Source organism: Streptomyces sirii (assembly GCF_045690365.1).
Taxonomy (GTDB): Bacteria; Actinomycetota; Actinomycetes; order Streptomycetales; family Streptomycetaceae; genus Streptomyces; species Streptomyces sirii.
This window is the reverse complement of sequence record NZ_CP147982.1, coordinates 7,740,915-7,765,936: the sequence shown is the minus strand read 5'-3', so window position 1 is coordinate 7,765,936 and position 25,022 is coordinate 7,740,915. Positions and strand designations below refer to the sequence as shown.

22 protein-coding genes are annotated in these 25,022 nt (G+C 73.0%); 14 read left to right on the top strand and 8 right to left on the bottom strand.

Annotation, left to right across the window (positions count from 1 at the left end):
- Nucleotides 1-19: 19 nt before the first annotated feature.
- Both WAB15_RS34455 and WAB15_RS34450 read right to left on the bottom strand, forming a co-directional pair.
- Nucleotides 20-877: a DUF6397 family protein gene (locus WAB15_RS34455; RefSeq protein ID WP_407288656.1), complete on the bottom strand. Its 858-nt coding sequence runs from the start codon at nt 875-877 to the stop codon at nt 20-22.
- Nucleotides 878-944: 67 nt separating this feature from the next.
- Nucleotides 945-1,364 (bottom strand): roadblock/LC7 domain-containing protein, encoded by a 420-nt coding sequence (locus tag WAB15_RS34450; RefSeq protein ID WP_399145242.1) that lies wholly within the window; start codon nt 1,362-1,364, stop codon nt 945-947.
- Nucleotides 1,365-1,534: 170 nt separating this feature from the next.
- Between WAB15_RS34450 and WAB15_RS34445 the strand changes: the two genes are divergently transcribed.
- Entirely contained in the window at nt 1,535-1,963 is a 429-nt protein-coding gene (locus WAB15_RS34445) for a PPOX class F420-dependent oxidoreductase (RefSeq protein WP_407288655.1), read from the top strand.
- Nucleotides 1,964-2,016: 53 nt separating this feature from the next.
- Here WAB15_RS34445 and WAB15_RS34440 read toward each other — a convergent pair whose 3' ends face one another.
- Entirely contained in the window at nt 2,017-2,631 is a 615-nt protein-coding gene (locus tag WAB15_RS34440; protein ID WP_399145240.1) for a GTP-binding protein, read from the bottom strand.
- Between the two features lie 254 nt (nt 2,632-2,885).
- Between WAB15_RS34440 and WAB15_RS34435 the strand changes: the two genes are divergently transcribed.
- Nucleotides 2,886-4,373 (top strand): purine-cytosine permease family protein, encoded by a 1,488-nt coding sequence (locus WAB15_RS34435; protein WP_407288654.1) that lies wholly within the window; start codon nt 2,886-2,888, stop codon nt 4,371-4,373.
- A complete protein-coding gene (locus tag WAB15_RS34430; protein WP_399145238.1) occupies nt 4,370-4,981 on the top strand; it encodes a class I SAM-dependent methyltransferase in 612 nt (203 codons plus the stop codon). Before WAB15_RS34435 ends, WAB15_RS34430 begins: the two co-directional genes overlap by 4 nt.
- A gap of 21 nt (nt 4,982-5,002) precedes the next feature.
- On the opposite strand, the gene WAB15_RS34425 is transcribed toward WAB15_RS34430, so the two are convergent.
- Together WAB15_RS34425 and WAB15_RS34420 are read right to left on the bottom strand one after the other, a co-directional pair.
- On the bottom strand, nt 5,003-5,899 hold the full coding sequence (locus tag WAB15_RS34425; protein ID WP_407288653.1) for an oxygenase MpaB family protein: 897 nt from the start codon (nt 5,897-5,899) through the stop codon (nt 5,003-5,005).
- Nucleotides 5,900-6,009: 110 nt separating this feature from the next.
- Nucleotides 6,010-6,357: a hypothetical protein gene (locus WAB15_RS34420; RefSeq protein WP_399145236.1), complete on the bottom strand. Its 348-nt coding sequence runs from the start codon at nt 6,355-6,357 to the stop codon at nt 6,010-6,012.
- 89 nt (nt 6,358-6,446) lie between these two features.
- Here WAB15_RS34420 and WAB15_RS34415 point away from each other — a divergent pair, with 89 nt between their 5' ends.
- Entirely contained in the window at nt 6,447-7,229 is a 783-nt protein-coding gene (locus WAB15_RS34415; protein ID WP_407288652.1) for a hypothetical protein, read from the top strand.
- A gap of 46 nt (nt 7,230-7,275) precedes the next feature.
- Here WAB15_RS34415 and WAB15_RS34410 read toward each other — a convergent pair whose 3' ends face one another.
- Complete coding sequence (locus tag WAB15_RS34410) at nt 7,276-7,458, bottom strand: hypothetical protein (protein ID WP_399145234.1); 183 nt, start codon at nt 7,456-7,458, stop codon at nt 7,276-7,278.
- Between the two features lie 148 nt (nt 7,459-7,606).
- Here WAB15_RS34410 and WAB15_RS34405 point away from each other — a divergent pair, with 148 nt between their 5' ends.
- The 8 genes from WAB15_RS34405 to WAB15_RS34370 all read left to right on the top strand — a co-directional run bounded on the left by WAB15_RS34405 (nt 7,607) and on the right by WAB15_RS34370 (nt 20,113).
- Nucleotides 7,607-10,552, top strand: a complete 2,946-nt coding sequence (locus WAB15_RS34405) for an SNF2-related protein (RefSeq protein ID WP_407288651.1) — start codon at nt 7,607-7,609, stop codon at nt 10,550-10,552.
- A complete protein-coding gene (locus WAB15_RS34400; protein WP_407288650.1) occupies nt 10,549-11,865 on the top strand; it encodes an SWF or SNF family helicase in 1,317 nt (438 codons plus the stop codon). The genes WAB15_RS34405 and WAB15_RS34400 overlap by 4 nt, the downstream gene beginning before the upstream one ends.
- Nucleotides 11,866-12,010: 145 nt before the next feature.
- On the top strand, nt 12,011-15,025 hold the full coding sequence (locus WAB15_RS34395; protein WP_407288649.1) for a glycoside hydrolase family 2 TIM barrel-domain containing protein: 3,015 nt from the start codon (nt 12,011-12,013) through the stop codon (nt 15,023-15,025).
- A 160-nt stretch (nt 15,026-15,185) separates the two neighbouring features.
- A complete protein-coding gene (gene mmuM, locus WAB15_RS34390) occupies nt 15,186-16,106 on the top strand; it encodes a homocysteine S-methyltransferase (RefSeq protein ID WP_399145229.1) in 921 nt (306 codons plus the stop codon).
- Nucleotides 16,107-16,278: 172 nt separating this feature from the next.
- Nucleotides 16,279-17,076, top strand: coding sequence for a basic amino acid ABC transporter substrate-binding protein (locus WAB15_RS34385; RefSeq protein WP_399145228.1), 798 nt, complete (start codon nt 16,279-16,281; stop codon nt 17,074-17,076).
- A gap of 11 nt (nt 17,077-17,087) precedes the next feature.
- On the top strand, nt 17,088-17,873 hold the full coding sequence (locus tag WAB15_RS34380; RefSeq protein ID WP_399145227.1) for an amino acid ABC transporter permease: 786 nt from the start codon (nt 17,088-17,090) through the stop codon (nt 17,871-17,873).
- A gap of 5 nt (nt 17,874-17,878) precedes the next feature.
- Complete coding sequence (locus WAB15_RS34375; RefSeq protein ID WP_399145226.1) at nt 17,879-18,709, top strand: amino acid ABC transporter ATP-binding protein; 831 nt, start codon at nt 17,879-17,881, stop codon at nt 18,707-18,709.
- An 87-nt stretch (nt 18,710-18,796) separates the two neighbouring features.
- On the top strand, nt 18,797-20,113 hold the full coding sequence (locus tag WAB15_RS34370) for an esterase-like activity of phytase family protein (protein WP_407288648.1): 1,317 nt from the start codon (nt 18,797-18,799) through the stop codon (nt 20,111-20,113).
- On the opposite strand, the gene WAB15_RS34365 is transcribed toward WAB15_RS34370, so the two are convergent.
- The gene (locus WAB15_RS34365; protein WP_407288647.1) at nt 20,094-20,951 is read right to left on the bottom strand and encodes a hypothetical protein; all 858 of its coding nucleotides are present in this window, start codon (nt 20,949-20,951) and stop codon (nt 20,094-20,096) included. The genes WAB15_RS34370 and WAB15_RS34365 overlap by 20 nt on opposite strands.
- Before the next feature lie 135 nt (nt 20,952-21,086).
- Here WAB15_RS34365 and WAB15_RS34360 point away from each other — a divergent pair, with 135 nt between their 5' ends.
- Entirely contained in the window at nt 21,087-22,052 is a 966-nt protein-coding gene (locus tag WAB15_RS34360) for an acetylxylan esterase (RefSeq protein WP_407288646.1), read from the top strand.
- Nucleotides 22,053-22,109: 57 nt separating this feature from the next.
- Here the strand turns inward: WAB15_RS34360 and xylA are convergent, their stop codons facing one another.
- The gene (xylA, locus tag WAB15_RS34355) at nt 22,110-23,273 is read right to left on the bottom strand and encodes a xylose isomerase (RefSeq protein WP_407288645.1); all 1,164 of its coding nucleotides are present in this window, start codon (nt 23,271-23,273) and stop codon (nt 22,110-22,112) included.
- Nucleotides 23,274-23,402: 129 nt separating this feature from the next.
- On the opposite strand from xylA, the gene xylB reads away from it, so the two are divergent.
- Entirely contained in the window at nt 23,403-24,833 is a 1,431-nt protein-coding gene (gene xylB / locus WAB15_RS34350) for a xylulokinase (RefSeq protein WP_407288644.1), read from the top strand.
- The last annotated feature ends 189 nt before the right edge of the window (nt 24,834-25,022 follow it).

Here is a 25,022-nt window from a genome sequence, read left to right as displayed (position 1 = left end):
CTCGTTGAGCACTTTCCGATCAGCGGGTGTTGCCGGCACTGCGTGAGAGCGAGGCGGGCCCGGGGCCGGTGGTGGCGGGTGTCCTGGGGCGGGCTGGTTTTTCGTTGCGGGCTTGTTCCAGGGATCGGGTGAGGTGGATTCGGTACCACATCACCTCGTCGAAATCGTCCGCTGTCAGCACCCGGTCGTAGGCTTCCCGGGCGGCTGGGGTCGCGGTGATGGTCGAGGCGAGGGTGGGCCTGAGTCGGCGGAGGAGGGAGCGCTCCAAGGGGTTCTCGGCGACCGAGGCCAGTTCTTCCGGGGGGAGTACGGCGGCGATTACGGCTGCGGACTCCCAGGGGTCTTCGGTTTGGCCCATGAGCTGGCCGACCCTTCGGCTGCGCCACTGGCGTGCCCGCCGGTCCTGTCCGTTTTCGAGCATCACCCGCATCGCGGTGGGGGTGTTGCCGCGCAACAGATCCGGTTCTCGGTCGGCGAAGTCGGTTACCTCGGAGGCGAGATAGAGCCAGACCACCGCGCCGTAGCGGTTCACATAGAAGCGGACGGGGTCGAAGCAGCCGGCTCGGGTCAGGCGCAGGGCGCGGCCGGGGCCGATGCCCATCAGGGCCGCGGCCTCGGTCGTGCTGACCGTGCGGACGCGCTCGCGGAGAGCGTCGGGGAAGCCCGGCTCGGCCTGCAGCCGGGCGACCTCCTCCGCCGGGACGCGGCGCCGGCCTGGTGCTCCGGCGCCGCCCGGCCGGCCGTCGCTGGCGGCGGCCGGGATCGTTCGCACTTCTCCGAGCTGGGTGGCGAGCTCGAACTCGCCGGTCCTCAGCTCCAGTTCGCGGGCCGCTCGGCCCATCGCGAGCGTCTGGCGCCCGTCGCACATCACTGTCATGTCGGTTCCCCCGCAACTCGGTCGATCACTGACAGTGACGACCATAGCCGCAGTCAATGACAGTGCGTCAACCTCTTCCGCCGGCCTGTGGATAACTCTCGGGCCGGCGGGCCGCGACGCCCAGATGCTCCCCGACGCGATTGACCAGCAGGGTCATCTCGTAGGCGATCTGGCCCAGATCGGCGTCGGCGCCGGCCAGCACGCACAGGCAGCTGCCGTCCCCCGCCGCCGTCACGAACAACACTCCGTCGTCAAACTCGATCATGGTCTGGCGTACCCGCCCGACGCCGAAGTGGAGCGCCGAGCCCTTGGCCAGGCTGTGCAGTCCCGAGGCGACGGCCGCGAGGTGCTCGGAGTTCTCCCGCCCCAGTTCCTCGCTCGCGCCGGTCACCAGCCCGTCGTTGGAGAGCACCAACGCGTGCCGTACCTTCTCCACCCGTTTGGTCAGGTCGTCCAGCAGCCAGTCGAGTCCGCTGCTCAATGCCATGTGCCGCTTCCTCCCCGTATCCCCGTCCGCGCGCCTGGCCGGACGGCAGGCCCGCGGTCCGTTCGGGGCCTGCCGTGCCAGCCTGTCCCACCTCCGCCGTCTCGGCAAGCGGCCCTGCGGTCCGGCGCGCCACGCGGCGCAAGTTCGTGCGGCACCGGGAGGATGCCGGTATGGGACACAAGATGAGCAAGGACGAGTGGCGGCGGTTCCTCTCCGAAGGCGCGCGCACCGGCAAGCTGGCGACCGTACGGGCCGACGGCGGGCCGCACATCGCCCCCGTGTGGTTCCTCTTGGACGGCGACGACCTGGTGTTCAACACCGGCGCGGAGACCGTCAAGGGCCGCAATCTGGCCCGCGACGGCAGGGTGGCGCTGTGCGTCGACGACGAGCGGCCGCCGTTCTCCTTCGCGGTCGTGCAGGGGTCCGCGGAGATCAGCGACGAGCTGCCGGAGGTACGCGACTGGGCGACCCGGATCGCCGCCCGTTACATGGGCGAGGACCGTGCGGAGGAGTTCGGCGCCCGCAACGGGGTGCCGGGTGAGGTGGTGGTCCGCGTCAAGATCGACAAGGTCGTCGCCGTCGCGGCTCTCGCTGACTGAGGCCCCCCGGGCGGAACGGGCCGTCCGGTGGACGCGCCGGATCGGGCCGCGGCTCACCCCACCGGCGTCGGCACCCTGGCGGAGTGCCGGCGCCCGGCGTGCTCGACGAGCCGGACCAGGACTTCCTTGCCCGAGTCGCGATCCCTCGCGTCGCAGAGCACGACGGGGGTGCCGCGGTCCAGGTCCAACGCGCGGGCGACCTCGTCGGCACCGTAGGACCGCGACTCCGCGAAGCAGTTGACGGCCACCAGGAAGGGGATCGCCCGGCGCTCGAAGTAGTCGACCGCGGGGAAGCAGTCCTGCAGTCGGCGGGTGTCGGCCAGTACCACGGCGCCCAGGGCGCCCTCGGACAGGTCGTCCCACAGGAACCAGAAGCGGTCCTGTCCCGGGGTGCCGAAGAGGTAGAGGGAGAGCCCCTGCCTGATGGTGATGCGGCCGAAGTCCATCGCCACCGTGGTGGTGGCCTTCCGCCCTACCGGCCCGGTGTCGTCGACCGCCTCGCCGGCCTCGGTGAGCCCTTCCTCGGTGCGCAGCGGGCGGATCTCGCTCACCGCCCCCACCAGGGTGGTCTTGCCCGCACCGAAGCCGCCCGCGACTAAGATCTTCAGGGTCAACTCGGGGTCGGGGACCGGGGCTGCGCCGTCCGGGGCCCCTAGTGCGGCGTTCATCGGCCGTCTCCTCCAGGATGCAGGTCCTGCGCGTCACGGGGTATACGGATGCATGGCTCGACGAGGGGAGCCTTCGGCGGCAGAGCGCCGCGCGAATCCATGGCGAGGACCGTACCCGGCGCGGAGCGGGATTTCCGCCCGTTCGCCAAAGCCGTCGTCTTCTTCGATCAAGAATCCCATCGTCCCTGATTTCCATGGTAGTTGGGTCGTACGTTCGTTCCCCGCGACGGTGGCCCATGCGAGATCATGTCGCCATGACTCAACAACAGGAACGCGAGGAGCTCGGACCGCCCGCCGCCGCGAACACCTCGGCCGGCCTCGTGGAACGCAACGGCATCGATCCGGTACCGGACGCCGAGCGACACGGCACACCCCGGTCCCTGTTCTGGCCCTGGGCCGCATCCGGGCTGTCGCTGCTGGGCATCGCCTACGGGATCTACCTGATGGGCCTCGGTCTGAGTCCCTGGCAGGCGATCGTCACCGGGGCGCTCGGCTATGTGCTCTCGTTCCTGCTGGTGGGGCTGGTCTCGGTCGCCGGTGCTCGTACGGGCGCACCCACCATGGCGATCGGCCGGGCGTCCTTCGGGCGGCAGGGCAACAAGCTGCCCACCTTATTCAGTTATGTCTCCAACGTCGGCTGGGAGACCGTGCTCGTCGCGCTCTCCTCCCTGGGCGGCGCGGTGATCCTGGCGCGGGTCGCGCCGGGCACCTTCGCCCAGGCCGACGGGCGGACGCCGACCACGGCGGCGCAGGCGGTCTGCTTCGCGGTGACCGCGGTCGCGGTGGTGGTCGTCGGCATCTACGGGCACGCGCTGATCATGAAGGTGCAGAAGTATCTGACCTGGGCCATCACCGTACTGACCGTGGTGTACATGGTGCTGATGGCCGATCGCGTCGACTGGTCCGCGCTGGGGGACGGCCGCTCGGGCGACCTCGGCACGTTCGTCGGCGGCGTGGTGTTCGCGATGACGCTCCTGGGGCTGGGCTGGGTCAACTGCGGTGCGGACTACAGCCGTTATCTGCCGCGTCACAGCAGTGGGCGGGCGATCACCGGGTGGACCACCCTGGGCGGGGTGCTGCCCCCGCTGGTGCTGCTGGTCTTCGGCGTGCTGCTGAACGCCGGTGATCCCAAGCTCGCCGAGGCCGCGACCGCCGACCCGGTGAGCGCCCTCGCGGCGGAGCTGCCTACCTGGTTCCTGGTGCCGTATCTGCTGACCGCCATCGGGGGCTTCGCCTCCGGAGCGATCATGGACATCTACAGCTCGGGCATGTCGATGCTGGCGCTGGGCATCCCCGTCCGCCGGCACCTCGCGGTCCTGGTGGACGGTGTGCTGATGGCCGTCGGCGGCTGGTACGTCCTGTTCGTCTCGCCCAGCTTCTTCGCCACGTTCCAGGCGTTCCTGTCGATCATCGGGGTGGCGATGGCCGCCTGGACGGCGGTCTTCCTGGTGGAGCAGTGGCGCCGCCGCCACACCGGTTTCGACCTGCGAAACGTACGGTCCCTGGGCTGGCCCGCGGTGCTCTCGCTCGTCGTCGCCACCGTCGTCGGGCTGGGCCTGATCACCTCGGCGGACCCGCACATCGCCAGGGCCGTAGGCTTTCTGCTGACCGACAGCGCCGCGAAGGGCACGCTGGGCGCCATGAACCTCGGCGTCGTGGTGGCGCTGGCCGTCGCCGGCGTCCTGTACGCCGTCACCGCCCCCCTCGCCCCCCGGCGCACCCCGCCCGAAGGAACACGATGACCGACCACCACGCCGACCGGCCGCACGAGGTCCGGGCGTTCTTCGCGGCCCGCGCCGCCGGCTGGGACGCCAGGTTCCCCGACGACGGTCCCGCCTATGCGGCGGGCGTCGCCGAGCTGGGCCTCCAGGAGGGCGACCGGGTGCTGGACGCCGGTTGCGGCACCGGACGTGCGCTGCCCGCGCTGCGGGAGGCCGTGGGCCCGCGCGGCGCGGTGCTGGGCGCGGACGTCACGCCCGAGATGCTGCGGGCCGCCGTACGGGCGGGGCGCGGCCGGTACTCGGCGCTGCTGCTCGCCGACGCGGCCCGGCTGCCGCTGCCCGGCGCCGCGCTGGACGCGGTCTTCGCCGCCGGACTGATCTCCCATCTGCCGGACTCGGCCGGCGGGCTCGGTGAGCTGGCCAGGGTCGTACGCCCCGGTGGCCGGCTCGCCCTCTTCCACCCCATCGGGCGGGCCGCCCTCGCCGCGCGCAAGGGCCGCCCGCTCACCCCCGACGACCTCCGGGCCGAGCCGAACCTGCGTCCCCTCCTGGCCGGGAGCGGCTGGGACCTGACCCGGTACGAGGACAAGGACGACCGCTATCTGGCGCTGGCGGTCCGCCGGGGCTGAGCCCGCCACCGGGCCCGTGGTTCAGGATGCCGCCGGGCCCTGTCCGTGGGGGACCGGGCAGCCGCCGGCGGCGCGGGAGGCGGGGAAGGTGCCCAGTTCGGCCACCCGGAAGCCGTTCGGATAGCCCTTGATCTCGGGGTTCTGGCGGGCGTAGTGCGGGGTGCGGCGGGGCGGCAGCAGCCGTACGGCTTTGGCGCGCAGCTTCAGGGCGCCGCGTACGGCCTTCTGGACCGCCGGTTTGGGCCGGTCGTAGCGGAAGGCGTCCAGCAGCGAGTCGTCCAGGAGAGCCTTGCTCGCACCGCGCACCACCGGGGCGAGCGGGCCGTACCAGCCCGCCATCAGGTCCAAGGTGGCGTCCGACACCCGTCGGGCGCTCTCGTCCCAGCCGAAGTGCGCCGCCTCGTAGGCGTCGAGGTACCGCTCGAAGTCCTCGTAGGTCTGCGGGAGTTCGGTGATGCCCATATGACCGCCGAGGGTGCGGTAGTAGGCGGCGACGGCGTGTTGTTCATGCCGGGTCAGGCGCCGCCAGCCGTAGGCGTCGAGCCAGCGCTTGGGCACCACCACGAAGGTGCACAGGACGTAGCGCATCTCGTCGTTGGTGATGTCGTAGCGGCGGTGCATCTGGTTGATACGGCGGATCGCCGTCCGGCCGTCCTCGCCGTCGAAGCCGTGCTCCAGGACGGCGTCCAGGAGGAGCGCGGTGTCGTCATAGCGCTTCTGGGTGCGGTCCGTCAGCTCGGCCGTCTCCGACAGCAACCGGCCGATGCTGGGCACGGCGTAGGTGCGGTACAGCGCGAGTTCCAGGGCTCTGGTGATGTCCCAGGGAAACTCATGCGTCGCGATGATGCGGTAGATCCGCAGGAAGTCGCGCTCCGGGTCGAGCCGCCGGATCTCCTTGAGCCAGTCGTAGCGCCGCACCTGGCACCTGTCCCTTCGATCGCCGAAGGGACAATTTTACGGGTGGGCAGGGGCGTTGAAGGATGGTGGCGGCCGCCAGATCGGGCGGCGCATGGCCGGATTGCGTCGTCTCAGGAGATCGCCGTGGGGTCCGCCACGGCCAGCGCCCGCCGCACCGGCATACCCGTGCGCCCGGCCAGCGCCAGCCGCTCGCGGACCTCGCGCGGGGTGCGCGGGCGGAAGCCGGGGCCCGTACCGCAGCAGCCGCCGTGGAACGTCAGGCCCGCGCGCAGCACCGCCTCCAGCGCGCGCCAGCCCGCCACGTCCCGTCGCTTGGGGACCGCCAGGTCGGCGCCCGCGTCGATCAGCTCGCCGCGGCACTGCGGGCAGTGTCCGGGGCCGGGCCCGGTCGGCGTCTTCTTCCACGCGGTCCGGCAGCTCAGGCACACGAAGTGCATCCGGCGGCTGTAGAAACACATAGGCGCAGCGTAGGGCTGGTGACAAGGCGCTACCAACCCGATTAGTGTGCGCCGACGTACCGAGCAACGGACCGGGATGGGGAGGCCTCGTGCCCACGACCGAGAGCGCCGACAACGACCAGTTGTTCGTGCTGACGGCGGTGCTGCTGACGCCCGCGCAGTTCCCGAGCGTGCTCGGTGACGACTACCCGGAGGTGTGCGCGGGCCTCGGCCTCGAACCGTACGCGGAGGGCTATGGGCTGGTCCTCGGCCAGGACGGTTCCGGGGCGCGCTGGACGGTGGCGACGGAGGACGTGTCGCTGGTGGCCTGTGCGATCGCGGCCTGGGACTGCGGTATGGAGTACGACCTCTCACCCGGGGAGAACAGCATCGTCGCGGCGCTTCCCGGTTGGCCGCTGGCCCTGGCCGTGGCGGCGCCGGGTGTGCCGCAGCCGCACGATCCCGAGCCGCAGGAGGGGGATCCGGCGCCGCTCGCGCCGCCGGACGCCGCGGAGTGGGGACCCGCCCAACGGCGGCTCGGCGCGGACGAGATCGCGATGCAGTGGGCGGCGTGGCGCGAGCAGGTGGACGGCGACGTCAGCTTCGCCGAACCGGGGGACGAGGCCCACCAGGGCGTGCGGCGGGTGCTGAAGGAGGCCCGTGGCTATGTGTCCGATCCGCCGCCGCCGGGCCGGGTGCGGTCGTCGTTCGCGGCCGGGGAGGCCCGTACGCTGCGGGTCGACGGGCCCGGCTGGAGCATGGTCGCACGCACCGACGACATCGCGTTCGTGCTGCTGGACGAGGAGCCGGGCGAGGTGCACCCCGTGGGCCGGGGGCCCGAACTTCCCGGACTGCTGGCGTCGCTCGGCGAACTGGCGGCGCGGCCGGTCTGAGCACCGCCGCCCGGGCCCCCGCGGTCCGCGGCGGGGGCCCGTCGGCTCAGCGGCCGAGCTGCTTGCGGCCGGCCCGGCGCAGGCGGCGGCGCTGGGAGGAGTCGAGGGTCAGATAGGCGACGGCCGGGACGCCGACCATGACCAATACGGCCGCCCAGAAGGGCAGCAGCCACAGCAGGATCACTCCTACCGCCACGCCGCCGATCGCGACCTTTGCCTGTGTGGACATCCTTCACGCCCCTTCCGCGGCGCCCGCCGCACTGTGTGTACTCCATTGAACGCCGTTTCCGCGCCGCGGGTTCCCTGAACGGCGCCGAGGTGCTGTACCCTCGGGCGCTTCAGGCGCCATTAGTCAAACTTGAGGAGTCCTGGACCCAGTGCCCTTCCTCCCCACGGTCACCCCGGCTCGGCTCGCCGAGCTCGCCCGCTGTGCGGCGGTCTTCCTGCCGTCGGATCCGCCGCGAACCGGGCGGGTCGCCTTCTGGCGCCCGGACGGCGAGCCCGTCGCCGACACACCGCACGACCGGCTGTGCGTCGCCCTGCCCGGCGAGGACGGTGCGGTCGAGGTGTGCGAGGTCCCCGCCTTGGTGCTGCCCGTTACCGAAGCGCTGCCCGTGCTCACGCGCGCCCGGGCCGCACGGGGCACCCATCCGGCGGCGGCCTTCTGGGGTGCCGCGGCCGTGCTGGCGCTCCAGTTGGCGGCACGCGGACGGCTACTGCCAGGGGTGAGCCCCGAGGGGTTCGACGCCTGGCGGGCGGGTCCGCTCGACCCAGGGGACGTCGAGCGGCTGCGTGACCTCGCGGCCGCGATGCCGCCCTACGCGCACGCCGTCCCCCTCGCGGACAGCGACCCGGTGGCGCTGCCCGACCCTGAGCGGCAACTACGGGCCTTCCTCGACGCGGTGGCGGACGGGCTGCCGCGCTCCCCCGCCGCGGCGCTGGTCACCGGCGCGCCGGCCTTCGCGGCGGCCGCCCCGAGTCACGTCCCCGAGCAACGCGCCTGGGCCGCGGACGTCGCCGCCGGCCATGACGCGGGCGTACGCATCTCCCTGCGGGTGGAGGTCCAGGGGGCGGACGGCCCCGGCGGCCGGGACGCCTCGCGCGCCCCCGTCGACACCGACTCCCCCGCCACCTTCACCGCCGTACTGCAGCTGCACAGCCTCACCGACCCGACACTGGTCGCGGATGCCGCCGAGGTGTGGGTGGGGACCTCCGCGGCGGGGCAGGCGTTCGGGCCGCGGGCGCGGATGGACACGCTGCTGACGCTGCGCCGCGCCGCCGACGCCTGGGCTCCGCTCACCCCGCTGCTGTCCGCGGCGGTGCCCGACGCGCTGCAGCTCGCCGACGAGGAGGTCGCCGAGCTGCTCGGGCCGGCCTCCCGTGCGCTGGCCGCCGCCGGGGTGCAGGTCCACTGGCCGAAGGCGCTGGCGCGCACACTGACCAGCCGGGCCGTGGTGGGGCCACCGGACGCGGCGGACGGCGACGGGCCGGACGGGCCGGAGTCGGGGCTGCCGTCGTTGCTGTCGGCGGACGCGCTGCTGTCGTTCAGCTGGCGGTTCGCGGTGGGCGATCAGGAGCTCGGCAGGGCGGAGCTGGACCGGCTCGCCGAAGCCGGGCGGCCGCTGGTCCGGCTGCGCGGGCAGTGGGTGCTGATCGACCCGGAGGCCGTACGGGCCGCCCGGGACCGCCGGGACCGCAAGGTCACGCCCCTCGACGCGCTCGGCGCCGCGCTCACCGGTAGTGCCGAGGACCCGGCCGGCGGCCGTGTGGAGGTGCAGGCCTCGGGCTGGCTCGCCCGGTTGCGCGACCGGCTCGCCGACCCCGAGGGCGCCGACGGCACCCCGGTCCGGCAGCCGGCGGCGCTCACCGCGACCCTGCGCGACTACCAGCTGCGCGGCCTTGGCTGGCTGCACCGGATGACGTCGCTGGGGCTGGGCGCCTGTCTCGCCGACGACATGGGCCTCGGCAAGACGATCACGCTGATCGCGCTGCATCTGCACCGGCAGCAGGAGCCCGCGTCCGCCGGTCCGACGCTGGTGGTCTGCCCCACCTCCCTCATGGGCAACTGGCAGCGGGAGATCGAGAGGTTCGCGCCGGGCACACCGGTGCGCCGCTTCCACGCCGGGCGGCGCAGCCTGGCGTCCCTGGCGGACGGCGAGTTCGTCCTCACCACCTACGGGACGATGCGCCTGGATGCCACCAAGCTCGCGGAGGTGGGCTGGGGGCTCGTCGTCGCCGACGAGGCGCAGCACGTCAAGAATCCCTTCTCCGCGACCGCCAAGGCCCTGCGGACCCTCCCCACCAAGGCCCGGGTGGCGCTGACCGGCACCCCGGTGGAGAACAACCTGTCGGAGCTGTGGGCGATCCTCGACTGGACGACGCCCGGCCTCCTGGGGCCGCTCAGCCGGTTCCGTACGCGCTATGCGCAGGCCGTCGAGGGCGGTGTGGCGGCGTCGGCGGAGGCGGGCGCGGCGGCCGAGCGGCTGGCCCGGCTGGTGCGGCCCTTCCTGCTGCGTCGCCGCAAGTCCGATCCGGGGATCGCGCCGGAGCTGCCGCCCAAGACGGAGACCGACCGTGCGGTGGCGCTGACCAGGGAGCAGGCCGGGCTGTACGAGGCGGTGGTGCGCGAGGGGCTCGACGAGATCTCCGGGGCGGACGGGTTCGCCCGCCGCGGGCTGGTCGTCAAGCTGCTCACCTCGCTCAAGCAGATCTGCAACCACCCCGCGCAGTATCTGAAGGAGTACGGCCCCGGGGACGGCGCGCCGGCCGCCACGACCGTCACGGTCTCCGGGCGTTCGGGGAAGGTCGAGCTGCTGGACGAGCTGCTCGACACCCTCCTGTCCGAGGGCGCGAGCGTGCTGGTGTTCACGCAGTACGTGCAGATGGCGCGGCTGCTGGAGGCGCATCTGGCGGCTCGGGGGTTGCCCACCCAACTGCTGCACGGCGGGACGCCGGTGGCCCGGCGCGAGGAGATGGTGCGGCGGTTCCAGGACGGTGCGGCGCCGGTGTTCCTGCTGTCGCTCAAGGCGGCCGGCACCGGGCTGAACCTCACCCGCGCGTCGCATGTCGTGCACTTCGACCGCTGGTGGAACCCGGCCGTCGAGGCGCAGGCCACCGACCGTGCGTACCGCATCGGGCAGACCCAGCCGGTGCAGGTGCACCGGTTCGTCACCGAGGGCACGATCGAGGACCGGATCGCCGAAATGCTCTCCCGTAAGCAGCGGTTGGCGGACGCGGTCCTGGGGGCCGGCGAGGCCGCGCTGACCGAACTCACCGACGCCGAGCTGGCGGACCTGGTCGCACTGCGAGGGAGCGAGCGATGAACACACCCGGGAACGACACGGCGGGATACTCCGACGGGGCCGCGGCGGCCGGGCCCGAGCGGACCTTCGCCGCGCTGCCGGCGAACCGCGGCCGGGCCTTCGCGCGGAGTTGGTGGGGGCAGGCGTGGCTCAAGGCGCTGGAGGACTCCGCGCTCGACGGAGCGCAGGTCAAACTGGGCCGGCGGCATGCGCGGGCCGGCGCGGTCGGCGCGGTGTCCGTACGTCCCGGGCGGATCACCGCGCTGGTCCAGGACCGTGACCACACGCCGCACCGGTCCGACGTCCTGCTGCAGCAGTTGAGCGCGGCGGACTGGGACCGGTTCCTCGACCTGGTCGCGGACCGGGCCGGGCATATCGCGGCGCTGCTGGACCGGGACATGCCGCCGGTCCTGGTCGAGGACGCGGCCGCCGCCGGGATCGAACTCCTGCCGGGCATCGGCGACCTGGAGTCGGAGTGCGGCTGCGGGGCGTGGGACCACTGTGCGCATTCGACGGCGCTGTGCTACCAGGTGGCGCGGCTGCTGGACGAGGACCCGTTCGTGCTGCTGCTGTTGCGCGGCCGGGGCGAGCGGGAGCTGCTCGACGAACTGCAGGAGCGCAGCGCGGCGCGGGCGGCGGTGCCCACGGGCGAGGACGCGCCGGCCGCTGAGGCGGATGCGGGGGTGCCGGCCGCCGAGGCGTACGCGGCGCGCGACATTCTGCCGCCGCTGCCCCCGCCACCGCCGCCGGTCGACACTCCGGGTGCCGCACCGGCGCTCGGCGGCGGCACCCCGCCCGCGCCCGGAGTGACGGTGCCCGCACTGGAGTTGCTGATCGAGGACGCGGCGGCACGCGCCCAGCGGCTGCTCGCCGACGCGCTCTCGGCCCGGCACCCGGACAGTGCGCCGCCGCCGGCGCTGACGCCCGCCCAGGACGCGGTGCGGCTGGCGGCGGCCGGTCCCGGGGAGGAGATATCGGCGCGGTTGGCGGCCGGTTCGGGGCGCGATCCGCGGGGGCTGGCGCTGGCCGTACGGGCCTGGGAGCTGGGTGGCGCCGCCGGGCTCGCGGTCTTGGAGGAGGAGTGGACGCCGGAGCCGGAGGCGCTGGCCCGGGCCGCCGGCCGGCTCGCGGCCGCCTGGGAGGACGGCGAGGCCCGGCCACGGCTGCGGGCCGACGGCAACCGCTGGACGGTGGTCGGCGGCGAGGTCCAGCTGCGCTACGGACGGGACGGCCGCTGGTGGCCGTATCGCCAGGAGGGCGGGCGGTGGGTGCCCGCGGGCCCGGCCACGGACGATCCGGCGGGCGCGCTGGCGGGGCTGTCGGCGCAGGAGTGAGGGGCCCGGGGGGCGGCGGGCCGCCTTCGGAGGCGGTCGCCGCCTCGGGCTGGCCCGATCCGCCCCATCCGGCTGCGCCGTGCCCCCGGTCGTGATTCGCTGAGGCCACCCCCCGCCAGGCAAGTCGCCCGCAGCAGGAGGACCAGTGACCGGTACTTCGCAGCACGCGCCGCAGCAGCCGACTCACGGACAGCCGCCACGGACCGCCGACGACACGCACCGCGCACCGCACCACCCTGGCAGCCCGCACCCCCGCCCCCGTTACTACGAGGACCGCTCGCCGGGCAGCGGAGCGCTGCCGCCGCGGGCCTGGTACCAGAGATCGGACGCCGCCCGGCTCTCGCTGCACGGCACCTGGCGGTTCCGGCTGTCGCCGCGCGCCGACGCCGAGGACGAGGCGTTCGCCCGCCCGGACTTCGACGACGCCCAGTGGCGGGAGCTGCGGGTGCCCGGCACCTGGGCGCTCAAGGGCTTCGGCGCGCCCGCGTACACCAACACCGCCTACCCCTTTCCGGTCGATCCGCCGAGACCGCCGGACGAGAACCCCACCGGCGACCACCGGCACGTCTTCGATCTGCCCGACGGCTGGGGCGCGGGGCCCGCGGTGCTGCACTTCGGCGGGGTGGAGTCCTGCGCCCGGGTGTGGCTCAACGGGCGGGAGCTGGGGCACTTCAAGGGCAGCCGGCTGCCGCACGAGTTCGAGGTCGGGCATCTGCTGCGGCCGAGCCGCAACGTGCTGGCGGTGCGCGTCCACCAGTGGTCGTCGGGCAGCTATCTGGAGGACCAGGACCAGTGGTGGCTGCCGGGCATCTTCCGGAACGTGTCGGTCCACCGCCGTCCCGAGGGCTCGGTCGTCGACCACTTCGTGCACGCCGGGTTCGACCACGTCACGGGGCGGGGCACACTGCGCGTGGAGTGCGAGCCCGGCGGGCGGGTGACCGTACCGGAGCTGGGCCTCGATCTGGCGACCGGGCAGAGCGCGACGGTCGCGGTGCGCCCCTGGACGGCCGAACAGCCGCACCTCTACGACGGGGAGCTGGTCACCGCCGGCGAGCGGGTCCCGCTGCGGATCGGCTTCAGGACCGTCCGGGTCGAGGACGGACTGCTGAAGGTCAACGGCCGCCGCATCCTGCTGCGCGGCGTCAACCGCCATGAGTTCCACCCGCTTTACGGGCGCACCGTCGGCCCCGAGACGATGCGCCGTGATCTGCTGCTGATGAAGCGGCACAACATCAACGCGGTGCGCACCAGCCACTATCCGCCGCACCCGGCGTTCCTCGACCTCTGCGACGAGCTGGGGATGTGGGTCGTCGACGAGTGCGATCTGGAGACGCACGGCTTCGCCCAGCAGGGCTGGCGGGACAACCCGGTCGACGACGAGCGCTGGGAGCCGGCCCTGCTCGACCGGGCCCGCCGGATGGTCGAGCGGGACAAGAATCACCCCAGCGTCGTGCTGTGGTCGCTGGGCAACGAGTGCGGGACGGGCCGCGGGCTCACCGCGATGGCCTCCTGGATGCGCGAGCGCGATCCGTCCCGCCCGCTGCACTACGAGGGCGACCGCAGCTGCGCCGACACCGACGTCTACTCCCGGATGTACGCCGACCACGCCGAGGTGGCGCGCATCGGACAGCGCGCCGAGGAGCCGCTGGCCGATCCGGACCTCGACGCCCGGCGGCGTGGACTGCCCTTCCTGCTCTGCGAGTACGCGCACGCGATGGGCAACGGGCCGGGCGGGCTGAGCGAGTACCAGCGGCTGTTCGAGACCTACCCGCGCTGCCAGGGCGGGTTCGTCTGGGAGTGGATCGATCACGGGCTGCGGCAGCAGACACCGGACGGTGCGGTCTTCCACGCCTACGGCGGCGACTTCGGCGAGGAGTTGCACGACGGGAACTTCGTCTGCGACGGGCTGGTCTTCCCCGACCGGGTGCCGTCACCGGGCCTGATCTCGTTCAAGAAGGTCATCGAGCCGGTGCGGATCGAGGGCGAGTCCGCGGCCGACGGCGGTGCGGACGCGGTCCGGATCACCAATCTGCACGACTTCGCCGACCTGGGGCACCTGGCCTTCCTCTGGCGGTACGAGGTGGAGGGCGAGGTGCGCGGACACGGGTGGATGGAGGTGCCGGCGCTGGCGCCGGATGAGTCGGCCGTGGTGGCACTGCCGGAGGCGCCGGCCGAGGAGCGGGACGAGGGCGAGGCGATCTGGACGGTGCGGGCGGTGCTGGACGAGGACGCCGCCTGGGCGCCGGCCGGGCACGAGGTCGCCTGGGGCCAGGTGCCGGCCGGCCGGCGCCCGGTCGCCGCTCCGCCGGGGGCCACCGCCAGGCCGCGCCGCGGTGAGGGCAATGTGATCCTCCTCGGCCCGGGGACCTTCGACGCCACCACGGGGGCGCTCGGCTATCTGGACGGCGTACAGCTCCGCGGCCCCCGGCTGGACGTCTGGCGGGCGCCGACCGACAACGACGAGGCCGCGCCCTGGCAGCCGGGGCCGCGGCCGGCCACCGAGTGGCGGCGGCTCGGTCTGCACCGGATGCGGCACCGCGTCGAGGCCGTCGAGCCCGGCCCGCAGGCCCTGGTGGTCCGTACCCGGGTCGCGCCGGCCGGGTCGCCCCTGGCACTGCGCACGGTCTACCGGTGGAGCGCCCACCGCGACGCGCTGCGGCTGGAGTTGACCGTCGATCCCGAGGGCGACTGGCCGGTTCCGCTGCCGCGGCTGGGGGTGCTTATGTCGGTGAGCGGCAGTCTGGGGTTCGCGGAGTGGTTCGGCGGCGGGCCCGGCGAGGGCTATCCGGACACCCGGCAGGCCGCGCAGATCGGCCGCTGGGCGATGCCGGTGGACGCGCTGCAGACGCCGTACGTCCGGCCGCAGGAGAACGGCGCGCGGCCCGGGGTGCGCTGGGTGCGGCTGACCCGTACGGACGGCTCGGGCCTGCGCGTCGAGGGCGACCCGGACTTCTCCTTCTCCGCCCGCCGGTGGACCGACGAGGAGCTGACCGCGGCCCGGCACACCACGGACCTGCGGCCCGGTGAAGACCTCTGGCTGCATCTCGACCACGCGCAGCACGGGATCGGCAGCCAGTCGTGCGGGCCGGGGGTGCTGCCGCGGCACCGGCTGGAGGTGGCGCCGGCGCGGTTCTCGTTCGTGTTCTCCTCGCTGCGCTGAGCCTCGCGGGGCGCCGGGGTGAGGCGCCGGCCGCCGGCGGTGTCAGCGGCCGGCGCTACGATCCGAAGGGAGAGCGGACGACCGGCGCACCGGGCCGGGAGTCCGGTCGGCCGGGCGGGAGATCGCTCGGCCGGCACCGCGCATCGAGAGGCTTCGCACCATGGTCAGCACCTCCCCTTCGCTCGCCGACGCCCTCGCCGCGGGGCCGGTCGTCCTCGACGGCGGGCTGTCCAATCAGCTGGAGGCCGCCGGGGCCGACCTCAGCGACGCACTGTGGTCGGCCCGGCTGCTGGCCGAGGAGCCGCAGGCCGTCGTGCGGGCGCATCAGGCGTACTACGAGGCCGGGGCGCAGGTCGCGATCACCTCCAGCTATCAGGCGACGTTCGAGGGCTTCGCGCGCCGCGGTATCGCCGAGGAGCAAGCGGCGGAGCTGCTGCGCCGCAGTGTGGCGCTGGCCCGCGAGGCGGCGGCGCTGGCGCGGGCGGGCGGGGTCGCCGGGCCGCTGTACGTGGCCGCGTCGGCGGGTCCGTACGGGGCGATGCTGGCGGACGGTTCCGAATACCGCGGCCGCTACGGCCTGTCGGTGGCGGAGCTGGAGCGGTTCCACCGGCCGCGGCTGGAGGTGCTGGCCGCGGCGCGGCCCGACGTGCTGGCGCTGGAGACCGTGCCGGACGTCGACGAGGCCCGGGCGCTGCTGCGGGCGGTCCGCGGGCTCGGGGTGCCGGCCTATCTGTCGTACAGCGTCGCGGGTGACCGCACCCGGGCCGGGCAGCCGCTGACCGAGGCGTTCGCGCCGGCGGCCGACGCGGACGAGGTCATCGCGGTGGGGGTGAACTGCTGCGCGCCCGACGACGCGGACCGGGCGGTGCGGACGGCCGCGCGGGTCACCGGCAAGCCGGTGGTGGTCTACCCCAACAGCGGGGAGAGCTGGGACGCCGAGGCGCGGGCGTGGTACGGCGACCCGGCGTTCGGCGCGGACCGGGTCGCCGGCTGGGCGGCGGACGGCGCCCGGCTCATCGGCGGCTGCTGCCGGGTGGGACCGGACGCGATCGCCGCGCTGGCGGCCGGTCTGGGCCGCTGAGCGGGCGGCCGGAAAAACGGGACCGGCGGTCGGTTCGGACGTGTACGCGGGTCGAAGGCGTTACACAGACGCAACCGAAGCAGCGGCGACAGCTCTCCTGGTCGGTGGCAGGATGCAGGCCACATCGCAGCACGTACGACATGGTTGATCTTCGTCCCGCACTGGAGGACCGGTGTCCGCTCGCTCCGCGTTGCCTGTCATAGCCGTCGCCGCGGCCGTCGCCGTCCTGGCGGGGTGCAGCAGCACCAAGTCCGACGGGAAGAAGGGTTCCGGCGGCCTGGAGCTCGTCTCCGCCGGCACTCTCAAGACCTGCACCCACCTTCCGTACGCGCCGTTCCAGGTGAAGAAGGACGGCAAGGTCGTCGGGTTCGATGTGGACCTGGTCGATCTGGTCGCCAAGGACCTGGGCGTCAAGCAGGAGATCATCAACACGCCGTTCGAAGGCATCGAGACCGGCCAGGACTTCACCGTCCGCAAGTGCGATCTGGCCGCCGCCGGCATGACGATCACGCCGGCCCGCGACAAGGTGATGGATTTCTCCGACCCCTATTTCAACGCCACCCAGGCGCTGTTGACCAAGAAGGGCAAGCCCTTCAAGAAGGTCGAGGACCTCAAGGGCAAGAAGCTCGGTTATCAGAAGGCCACCACCGGCGGAATCTACGCCAAGGACCACGGCAAGGGCGTCGAGCTGGTGGAGTTCGAGGATCTGGGGCTGCTGCTGACCGCGGTGAAGTCCGGCCAGGTCGATGCCGGTATCAATGACAACGGTGTGCTCTTCGACTATGTGAAGCAGAACGCGGACACCGAGGTCACCGCGGAGTTCAACACCGGTGAGCACTACGGCATCGGCGTACGCACCGGCAACGACGCCCTGCGCAAGAAGATCAACGAGGCCATCAAGAAGGCCAAGTCCGACGGAAGTTACGACCGGATCTACAAGAAGTGGTTCGGCACCACACCGCAGAGCTGAGGCCGGTCCTGATGCCCCTGTCCAAAAGACGGCGCGCCCGGCTGATCCGCGGCGTGCAGTACGGCGTCCTGGTGGTCGCCGTGGCGGTCATCGCGCTGGTCGCCGACTGGCACCAGCTGCGGTCGGCGTTCTTCGACGTCGAGGTCGCCAAGGCGCTGTTCCCCGACATCATCACCACGGCGCTGGTCAACACGATCATCTACACCCTGCTGGGATTCGGGTTCGGTCTCGCGCTCGGCCTGGTGCTGGCGCTGATGCGGCTGTCGTCGGTGCCGCCGTACCGCTGGATCGCCATCACCTACATCGAGTTCTTCCGCGGAATCCCGGCACTGCTGGTGTTCATCGCGCTGGGCTTCGGTGTTCCGCTGGCCTTCGAGGTCGCGCTCGATATGAACGTGACGGTGATGCTGTCGCTCGGCCTGGTGGGCGCCGCGTATATGGCGGAGACCATCCGGGCCGGAATTCAGGCGGTGCCCAAGGGCCAGACGGAGGCGGCGCGTTCGCTGGGGATGTCGCACGGCCGGGCGATGGTGTCGATCGTCATCCCGCAGGCGTTCCGTATCGTGCTGCCGCCGCTGACCAACGAGCTGATCCTGCTGACGAAGGACTCCTCGCTGGTCTATCTGCTGGGGCTGGCGCTCAATCAGTTCGAGCTGGCCAACTTCGGCCGGGACGCGCTCAATGAGCACAAGAGCCTGACCCCGATCCTGATCGCCGGGCTGCTCTACCTCGTGATCACCCTTCCGCTCGGCCAGCTGGTCCGGCGGTTGGAAGCCCGTACGGCGAAGGCCAGGTGAGCTCCATGACCACGAACCGGGCGGCTGATGCCGCCGAGGACGCGAAGGCCATCGACGTACAGGGCCTGCGCAAGGCGTTCGGCGAACTGGAGGTGCTGCGCGGGGTCGACTTCTCGGTGGCGCGCGGAGAGGTGGTGTGCGTCATCGGGCCCTCCGGGTCCGGGAAGTCGACGCTGCTGCGCTGTGTGAACCTGCTGGAGGAGCCCAGCGCGGGACGGGTCATGGTGGCCGGGACCGACGTCACCGACCCGGACGTGGACATCGATCTGGTCCGACGGCGGATCGGGATGGTCTTCCAGGCCTTCAACCTCTTTCCGCATCTGACCGCGCTGGAGAACCTGACGATCGCTCAGCGGCGGGTGCTGCGCCGCGACCGCGCCGACGCGGAGCGGATCGCCCGCGCCAACCTGGAGCGGGTCGGACTGAGCGACAAGGCGGCGGCCTATCCGGCACAGCTGTCGGGCGGGCAGCAGCAGCGGGTGGCGATCGCCCGCGCACTGTCCATGGAACCGGAGCTGATGCTCTTCGACGAACCGACCTCGGCCCTCGATCCCGAACTGGTCGGCGATGTGCTGGCGGTGATGCGCGGACTGGCCCAGGACGGTATGACGATGCTGGTCGTCACCCATGAGATGAGCTTCGCCCGGGAGGTCGCCGACCGGGTGGTGTTCATGGACGGCGGGGTGATCGTCGAGGAGGGCACTCCGGAGCAGGTGGTGGGCGCTCCCCGGCACGAGCGGACCCGGACGTTCCTGGCGCGGGTGCTGGATCCGGCGGCCGCCGAGGTCGGCGAGGTGGCGGACGCGGACGGGGAGGCGGCGGTCAAACGCGTTTGACCGGTGGTGGGCCGCGGTTCATCTGCCGTTGGGACGGCAACGGAACGCTGGGCGGGCTGAGTTCCACGAGTCCGTCCTGGAGGTTCGATGTCGTCGAAACGTGCGCTGCGCCGACCGTTGTGGGTGGCGCTGCCGGTGGCGGTGCTGGCCGCGGTGCCGGGCCAGTCCACGGCCCAGGCCGGCCCGCCGCCGGCCGCCGTCACCGGATCCGCGCGGTTGCCGGCGATCCCTCTGGGCGAGTTCAGCAATGCGCTGCTACCGGACGGCGTCGACGACGACCACGGGGTGAAGCTGGGCGGCATCGGCAGCGACCTCTTCCCCGCCGGCCGGCCCGGCGAGTTCTGGACGGTCACCGACCGCGGGCCCAACGGCCAGATCACGGTGGACGGCGGCAAGCGGCGGACGTTCCCGGTGCCCGCCTTCGACCCCGCCCTGGTCAAGATCAGGGTGTCCGGCGGCCGGGTCTCCGTGGTGGACGCGCGCCCGATCACCACGCCTTCCGGCAAGGCGGTCACCGGCCTGCCCAACCAGCGCGGCCGGGACGAGGCACCGTACACCTACGACGCCCGGCGGCCGCTGTCGTACGACCCCGACGGGCTGGACACCGAGGGCGTGGTGCGGGCCGCCGACGGCAGTTTCTGGCTGGCCGACGAGTACGGGCCCTCGCTGGTCCATGTGTCGGCGTCCGGCCGGGTGCTGGCCCGGCACGTCCCCAAGGGGCTGGGCCTGACCGGCACCGGCTATCCGGTCGTGGAGTCGCTGCCCGGTCTGCTGCGCAAGCGCGCGGTCAACCGCGGCTTCGAGGGGCTGGCGCTGCTGCCGGACGGTGATCTGGTGGCGGCCGTGCAGAGCCCGCTGGCCCACCCGGACGCCACGGCCGGCAAGGCGTCCCGTAACGGCCGGCTGCTGCGCTTCTCGCCCGCCAGGGGTGCGGTGACCGCCGAGTACGCCTACCGCTTCGACCCGGTCGGCGAGGTCGACCCGGGAGAGGACGACACCTCGGAGCTGAAGATCTCGTCCGTGGTGGCGGTGGGTCGCGACCGGCTGCTGGTCGAGGAGCGCACCGACAAGGCGGCCCGGCTGCACCGGGTCGACCTGGGCGGGCGCTGGAACATCCTCGGCTCGCGCTGGGACGACCCGGCGACCAGCCCGGCGCTGGAGCAGTCCGCCGGCCGGGCGCCGGTGCTGCCCAAGCGGCTGGTCGTCGACCTGCGGGGGATCGCGGGCGTACCGGGGAAGATCGAGGGCGTCGCGGTCGGCGGCCGCCGCACCCTGACCCTCGTCAACGACAACGACTTCGGTATGACCGACGGCCCTGACGCGTTCGACGATCAGGGCCGCCTGGTGGACAGCGGGGTGCCGACGACGGTGGTGACCGTCCGGCTCAGGACAGCGGCTTGGTGAGCTTCTTGGTGCCGGTCCGGTTGCCCATCAGGCTGCAGCTGACGGACTTGATGCCGAACTTGTAGCCCTTGAGGGAGGGGTACTGGACGTAGGTGCCCTCGGCGGTTCCGGCGGGCTGCCGGGTCGCCTTGCGCTCCAGTTCGTCGCGGCACAGCGAGGCCGCCTTGTCCTTGATCTCGGATTCGGTGGTCAGGCCGGTGCCGAGGCGGTGGGTGGTGACGACCTCGGCGTCGTGCGGGCCGTCGCAGGAGGCCGCGTCGTTGTTGCCGCCGCCGTCCTTCGCGAGGTCGTAGCAGTCGCCGACCTTCAGCAGATAGAAGGGGATCTGGCTGCTGGAGGGCGAGGGCGTGCCGCTGGAGTCCGTAACGTCGGCGGACTCGGAGGGCGAGGGGTCCGCGGAGGGGGAGGTGCTCTCGGAGGGCGTGGCGCTCGGGCTCGAACTGGACGTCCGGGCACGGTTGTTGTTGCCGTCATCGTCGTTGGCGATCACGACGAAGGTGATGACGGCGGCCAGCGCGAGCACACCGCCCCCGATGATCGCCGCGATGACCTTGCCGTTGCCGCCGCCTCCGGGCGGGCCGGGCGGCTGCGGGAAGCCTCCGGGACCGGCCGGGCCACCCGGTCCCGGTGGGCCGTAGCCGCCGGCCGGCGGGCCGTAGCCGCCGGGGGCCTGGTTGCCGCCCGGGGGCGGGGGGTAGCCGCCGGGGCCGTATCCGCCCTGGGCCTGACCGCCGGGGCCGTAGCCGCCGGCCGGCGGGCCGAATCCACCCGGGTTGTTGTGGGGCGGCTGGTTCGGCGGTTGCGGCTGGTTCGACGGCGGAGGCGGAGGAAAACTCATGGCGGAAATGATCGCTTCTTTACTGGGTTTTAAGGGACTCGGTGACCAACCTGGAACATTCCGGGTCTGAAATGTCCGCCCCGTGGGCACCGTTGGCGACAGGCAGCAAGCCACCCTACGGCCCGGAGGTTTCGCGTGTTCACCGACCTGCCCCTGGACGAGCTGCGCAGCTACCGCCCACCGCTTCCCGAACCGGCCGGATTCGACGCGTTCTGGCAGCGCACCCTGGACGAGGCCCGTACCCATGACCTCGACGCGCGCTTCACCGAGATCGACCCCGGACTGCCCCTCCTGCGCTGCTTCGACGCCGCGTTCTCCGGCTTCGGCGGGCACCGCATCCGCGGCTGGTTCCTGACGCCGCGCGGCTCCGCCGGGCCGCTGCCGTGCGTCGTGCAGTACCTGGGCTACGGCGGCGGCCGGCTGCTGCCGCACGACTGGCTGCTGTGGCCGTCCGCGGGGTACGCCACGCTGGTGATGGACACCCGTGGGCAGAGCGGCCCCGACCGCCCCGGTGACACCCCCGACCCGGCCGGCTACGGCAATCCGGGGGTGCCCGGCAAAATGACCCAGGGCCTGCTCGATCCGGACGACTACTACTACCGGCGGCTGTTCACCGACGCCGTACGGGCGGTGGAGGCGGCCCGCGGCCGCGACGACGTGGACGCCGACCGGATCGTGGTCGCCGGCCGCAGCCAGGGCGGCGCCCTCGCCCTGGCGATGACCGCACTGGTCCCCGGGCTGGCCGGCGCGCTGATCCATGTGCCGTTCCTGACACACATCCGGCGCGCGATCGACCTCACCGACGAGGGCCCGTACGGCGAGCTCACCCGCTACTTCGCGGGCGCCCGCGGCCATATCGACACCGCCCTGCACACCCTGGACCACTTCGACGGCCTGAACTTCGCGACCCGCGCCACCGCCCCCGCGCTCTTCGGCACGGCACTGCGCGACGCGGTGGCCCCGCCGTCCACCGGCTTCGCCGCGTTCCACCACTACGCGGGCGAGAAGGAGCTGAAGGTGTGGCGGTTCAACGCCCATGAGAGCGGCGGCGGAGAACACCGCGCCGCGGAGCTCGCCTACGCGCGCAAGCTGCTCGGCTGACGGGCACCGGCCGCCTGGTGGGGGCCGGTACGGGACGATCGCCCGCGGCCGCCCACCTCAGGCCGTGCCCAGCAGATGCTCCAGCGCCAGTTGGTCGAGCTGCTCGAAGGCCATCCCCCGGGCCGCGGCCGCCGCGGGATCGAAGATCTCGTAGGCGGTCGCGTCGGCCAGCAGACCGGCCAGGCCGTCCTCGGCCGTGGGCCGGGTCAGCTGGTCGAGGCGGGCGGCACGCAGCGCCTCCTGGACGGCCGGGGCGGCGCGGAAGGCCGCCGCGCGCTCCCTGAGGATCAGGTAGTTGCGCATACAGCCGGCCGCCGAGGCCCAGACGCCGTCCAGGTCCTCGGTGCGCGGCGGTTTGAAGTCGAAGTGCCGCGGACCGTCGTAGCCGGCCGTCTCCAGGAGGTCGACCAGCCAGAAGGCGGACCGCAGATCGCCCGCGCCGAAGCGGAGGTCCTGGTCGTACTTGACCCCGCTCTGGCCGTTGAGGTCGATATGGAAGAGCTTGCCCGCCCACAGCGCCTGGGCGATGCCGTGCGGGAAGTTCAGCCCGGCCATCTGCTCGTGCCCGACCTCCGGATTGACGCCGTAGAGCTCGGGGCGCTCCAGCCGTTCGATGAAGGCCAGGGCATGGCCGACGGTGGGCAGCAGGATGTCGCCGCGCGGCTCGTTGGGCTTGGGCTCGATGGCGAACCGCAGGTCGTAGCCCTGCTCGACGACGTACTGGCCGAGGAGGTCGAAGGCCTCCTTCATCCGGTCCAGGGCGGCCCGTACGTCCTTGGCGGCGCCGGACTCCGCACCTTCGCGCCCGCCCCACGCGACGTACGTACGGGCCCCCAGCTCGGCGGCGAGGTCGATGTTGCGCAGCGTCTTGCGCAGGGCGTAGCGGCGGACGTCGCGGTCGTTGGCGGTGAAGGCGCCGTCCTTGAAGACGGGGTGGGTGAAGAGGTTGGTGGTCGCCATCGGGACGACGAGTCCGGTGGCGTCCAGTGCCTGCCGGAAGCGTGTGACGGCGGTCGCGCGCTCGATGTCGCCGGCGCCGGAGGGGATCAGATCGTCGTCGTGGAAGGTGACGCCGTACGCGCCCAGAGCGGCGAGGCGGTGGACGGACTCGACGGGGTCCAGGGCACGCCGCGTGGCGTCGCCGAAGGGGTCGCGGCCCTGCCAGCCGACCGTCCAGAGGCCGAAGGTGAACTTGTCCTCGGGCACGGGCTGATGGCTCATCGCGACTCCCTCGGTCATTTCGTCAACACGCTTTACAAATTACGCCGCGGTCAAACTAATATGCGGCAGCACACCGGGGAACCCCCTGGACACAGACCATGGATACGGGCCGCCAAGGGAGAGTGCACGATGGGCGCACAGGCAGCGGGACCGCTCGTCGTCGGGGTGGACAGCTCGACGCAGTCCACCAAGGCGCTGGTCGTGGACGCGGAGACCGGTGCGGTCATCGCCCGGGGCCAGGCGCCGCACACGGTCAGCGGCGGCGAGGGCCGGCAGAGCGACCCGCGGCAGTGGTGGCGGGCGCTGGGCGAGGCGCTGACACAGTGCGGCGACGCGGCGCGGCAGGCCTCGGCGGTGTCCGTCGGGGGGCAGCAGCACGGGCTGGTGACGCTGGACGCGGCCGGTGAACCGGTGCGCCCGGCCATCTTGTGGAACGACGTGCGCCCGGCGGCGCAGAGCGAGCGGCTGATCGCGGAGCGGGGCGGCGCCAAGGCCTGGGCGGACCGGGTCGGGAGCGTGCCGACGCCGGCGTTCACGGTGGCCAAGTGGGCCTGGCTACGGGCCAACGAGCCTGCGGCGGCCGCCCGCACCGCCGCGGTGCGGCTGCCGCACGACTACCTCGTCGAGCGGCTGACCGGGCAGGCCGTCACCGATCGCGGCGATGCGTCGGGCACCGGCTGGTGGGCGTCGTCGACCGAGTCGTACGACACGGACGTCCTCGCGCACGTCGGGCTGGACCCGAAAGCGCTGCCGCGGGTGGCCCTGCCGGGTGAGGCCGCCGGGACCGTGCACGCCGACGACCTTCCGCTGCCGCACGGCGCGCTGGTGGCCGCCGGGACCGGCGACAACATGGCGGCGGCGCTCGGTCTGGGGCTGCGCCCGGGGCAGCCGGTGCTGAGCCTGGGCACCTCGGGGACGGTCTATGCGGTCTCGGCCCAGCGGCCCACCGATCCGACCGGCGTCGTGGCGGGCTTCGCCGATGCCCGGGGCGACTGGCTGCCGTTGGCCTGCACCCTGAACTGCACGCTCGCCGTGGACCGGGTGGCGGCGCTGCTGGGCCGCGACCGGGAGGCGGTGGAGGCGGGTGGCGAGGTGGTGATGCTGCCGTTCCTCGACGGTGAGCGGACCCCGAACCTGCCCGGTGCCTCGGGCCTGGTGCACGGGCTGCGGCACGAGACCACGGCCGGCCAGCTGCTGCAGGCCGCCTACGACGGCGCGGTGTTCGCGCTGCTGGAGGCGCTGGACCGGGTGCTCGACGGGGACATCGCGGCGGACGGGCCGCTGCTGCTGATCGGCGGCGGGGCGAAGGGCCGGGCCTGGCGGGAGACCATGCGGCGGCTGTCCGGGCGCCCGGTGGTGGTGCCCGAGGCGCAGGAGCTGGTCGCGCTCGGTGCCGCGGCGCAGGCGGCGGGGCTGCTGCTGGGCGAGGACCCGGCGGCGGTGGCGCGCCGCTGGGGTACGGCCCGCGGCGCGGAGTACGAGGCGCAGGAGCGCGACACGGCCGTCTGGGAGCGGATCCGGGCGACGCTGGCACACGGCGAGGCGCTGATGCGGGGGTGAGGCGGTTCGGCCGGACCGGTGAATCGCCGGACCGGTGAACAGCGGACCGGTGAATCGTCGGTCTGGTGCATCGCCGGATTGGCGAATCAGCCGGGTTCGGGCGTTTTGCCGCCCCCCCTCACCCCACCCACACACCCTCCCCCGCCCCCACCCTCCCTCCCCCGTAGGGGGGAGGGAGGGTGTCGGGGG

What these genes read in the sequence shown, in the direction of transcription:
- WAB15_RS34455 (WP_407288656.1), bottom strand. Translation starts at nt 877, where the DNA reads ATGACAGTGATGTGCGACGGGCGCCAGACGCTCGCGATGGGCCGAGCG.
- WAB15_RS34450 (WP_399145242.1), bottom strand. Translation starts at nt 1,364, where the DNA reads ATGGCATTGAGCAGCGGACTCGACTGGCTGCTGGACGACCTGACCAAA.
- WAB15_RS34445 (WP_407288655.1), top strand. Translation starts at nt 1,535, where the DNA reads ATGGGACACAAGATGAGCAAGGACGAGTGGCGGCGGTTCCTCTCCGAA.
- WAB15_RS34440 (WP_399145240.1), bottom strand. Translation starts at nt 2,631, where the DNA reads ATGAACGCCGCACTAGGGGCCCCGGACGGCGCAGCCCCGGTCCCCGAC.
- WAB15_RS34435 (WP_407288654.1), top strand. Translation starts at nt 2,886, where the DNA reads ATGACTCAACAACAGGAACGCGAGGAGCTCGGACCGCCCGCCGCCGCG.
- WAB15_RS34430 (WP_399145238.1), top strand. Translation starts at nt 4,370, where the DNA reads ATGACCGACCACCACGCCGACCGGCCGCACGAGGTCCGGGCGTTCTTC.
- WAB15_RS34420 (WP_399145236.1), bottom strand. Translation starts at nt 6,357, where the DNA reads ATGTGTTTCTACAGCCGCCGGATGCACTTCGTGTGCCTGAGCTGCCGG.
- WAB15_RS34410 (WP_399145234.1), bottom strand. Translation starts at nt 7,458, where the DNA reads ATGTCCACACAGGCAAAGGTCGCGATCGGCGGCGTGGCGGTAGGAGTG.
- WAB15_RS34400 (WP_407288650.1), top strand. Translation starts at nt 10,549, where the DNA reads ATGAACACACCCGGGAACGACACGGCGGGATACTCCGACGGGGCCGCG.
- mmuM (WP_399145229.1), top strand. Translation starts at nt 15,186, where the DNA reads ATGGTCAGCACCTCCCCTTCGCTCGCCGACGCCCTCGCCGCGGGGCCG.
- WAB15_RS34380 (WP_399145227.1), top strand. Translation starts at nt 17,088, where the DNA reads ATGCCCCTGTCCAAAAGACGGCGCGCCCGGCTGATCCGCGGCGTGCAG.
- WAB15_RS34375 (WP_399145226.1), top strand. Translation starts at nt 17,879, where the DNA reads ATGACCACGAACCGGGCGGCTGATGCCGCCGAGGACGCGAAGGCCATC.
- WAB15_RS34370 (WP_407288648.1), top strand. Translation starts at nt 18,797, where the DNA reads ATGTCGTCGAAACGTGCGCTGCGCCGACCGTTGTGGGTGGCGCTGCCG.
- WAB15_RS34365 (WP_407288647.1), bottom strand. Translation starts at nt 20,951, where the DNA reads ATGAGTTTTCCTCCGCCTCCGCCGTCGAACCAGCCGCAACCGCCGAAC.
- xylA (WP_407288645.1), bottom strand. Translation starts at nt 23,273, where the DNA reads ATGAGCCATCAGCCCGTGCCCGAGGACAAGTTCACCTTCGGCCTCTGG.
- xylB (WP_407288644.1), top strand. Translation starts at nt 23,403, where the DNA reads ATGGGCGCACAGGCAGCGGGACCGCTCGTCGTCGGGGTGGACAGCTCG.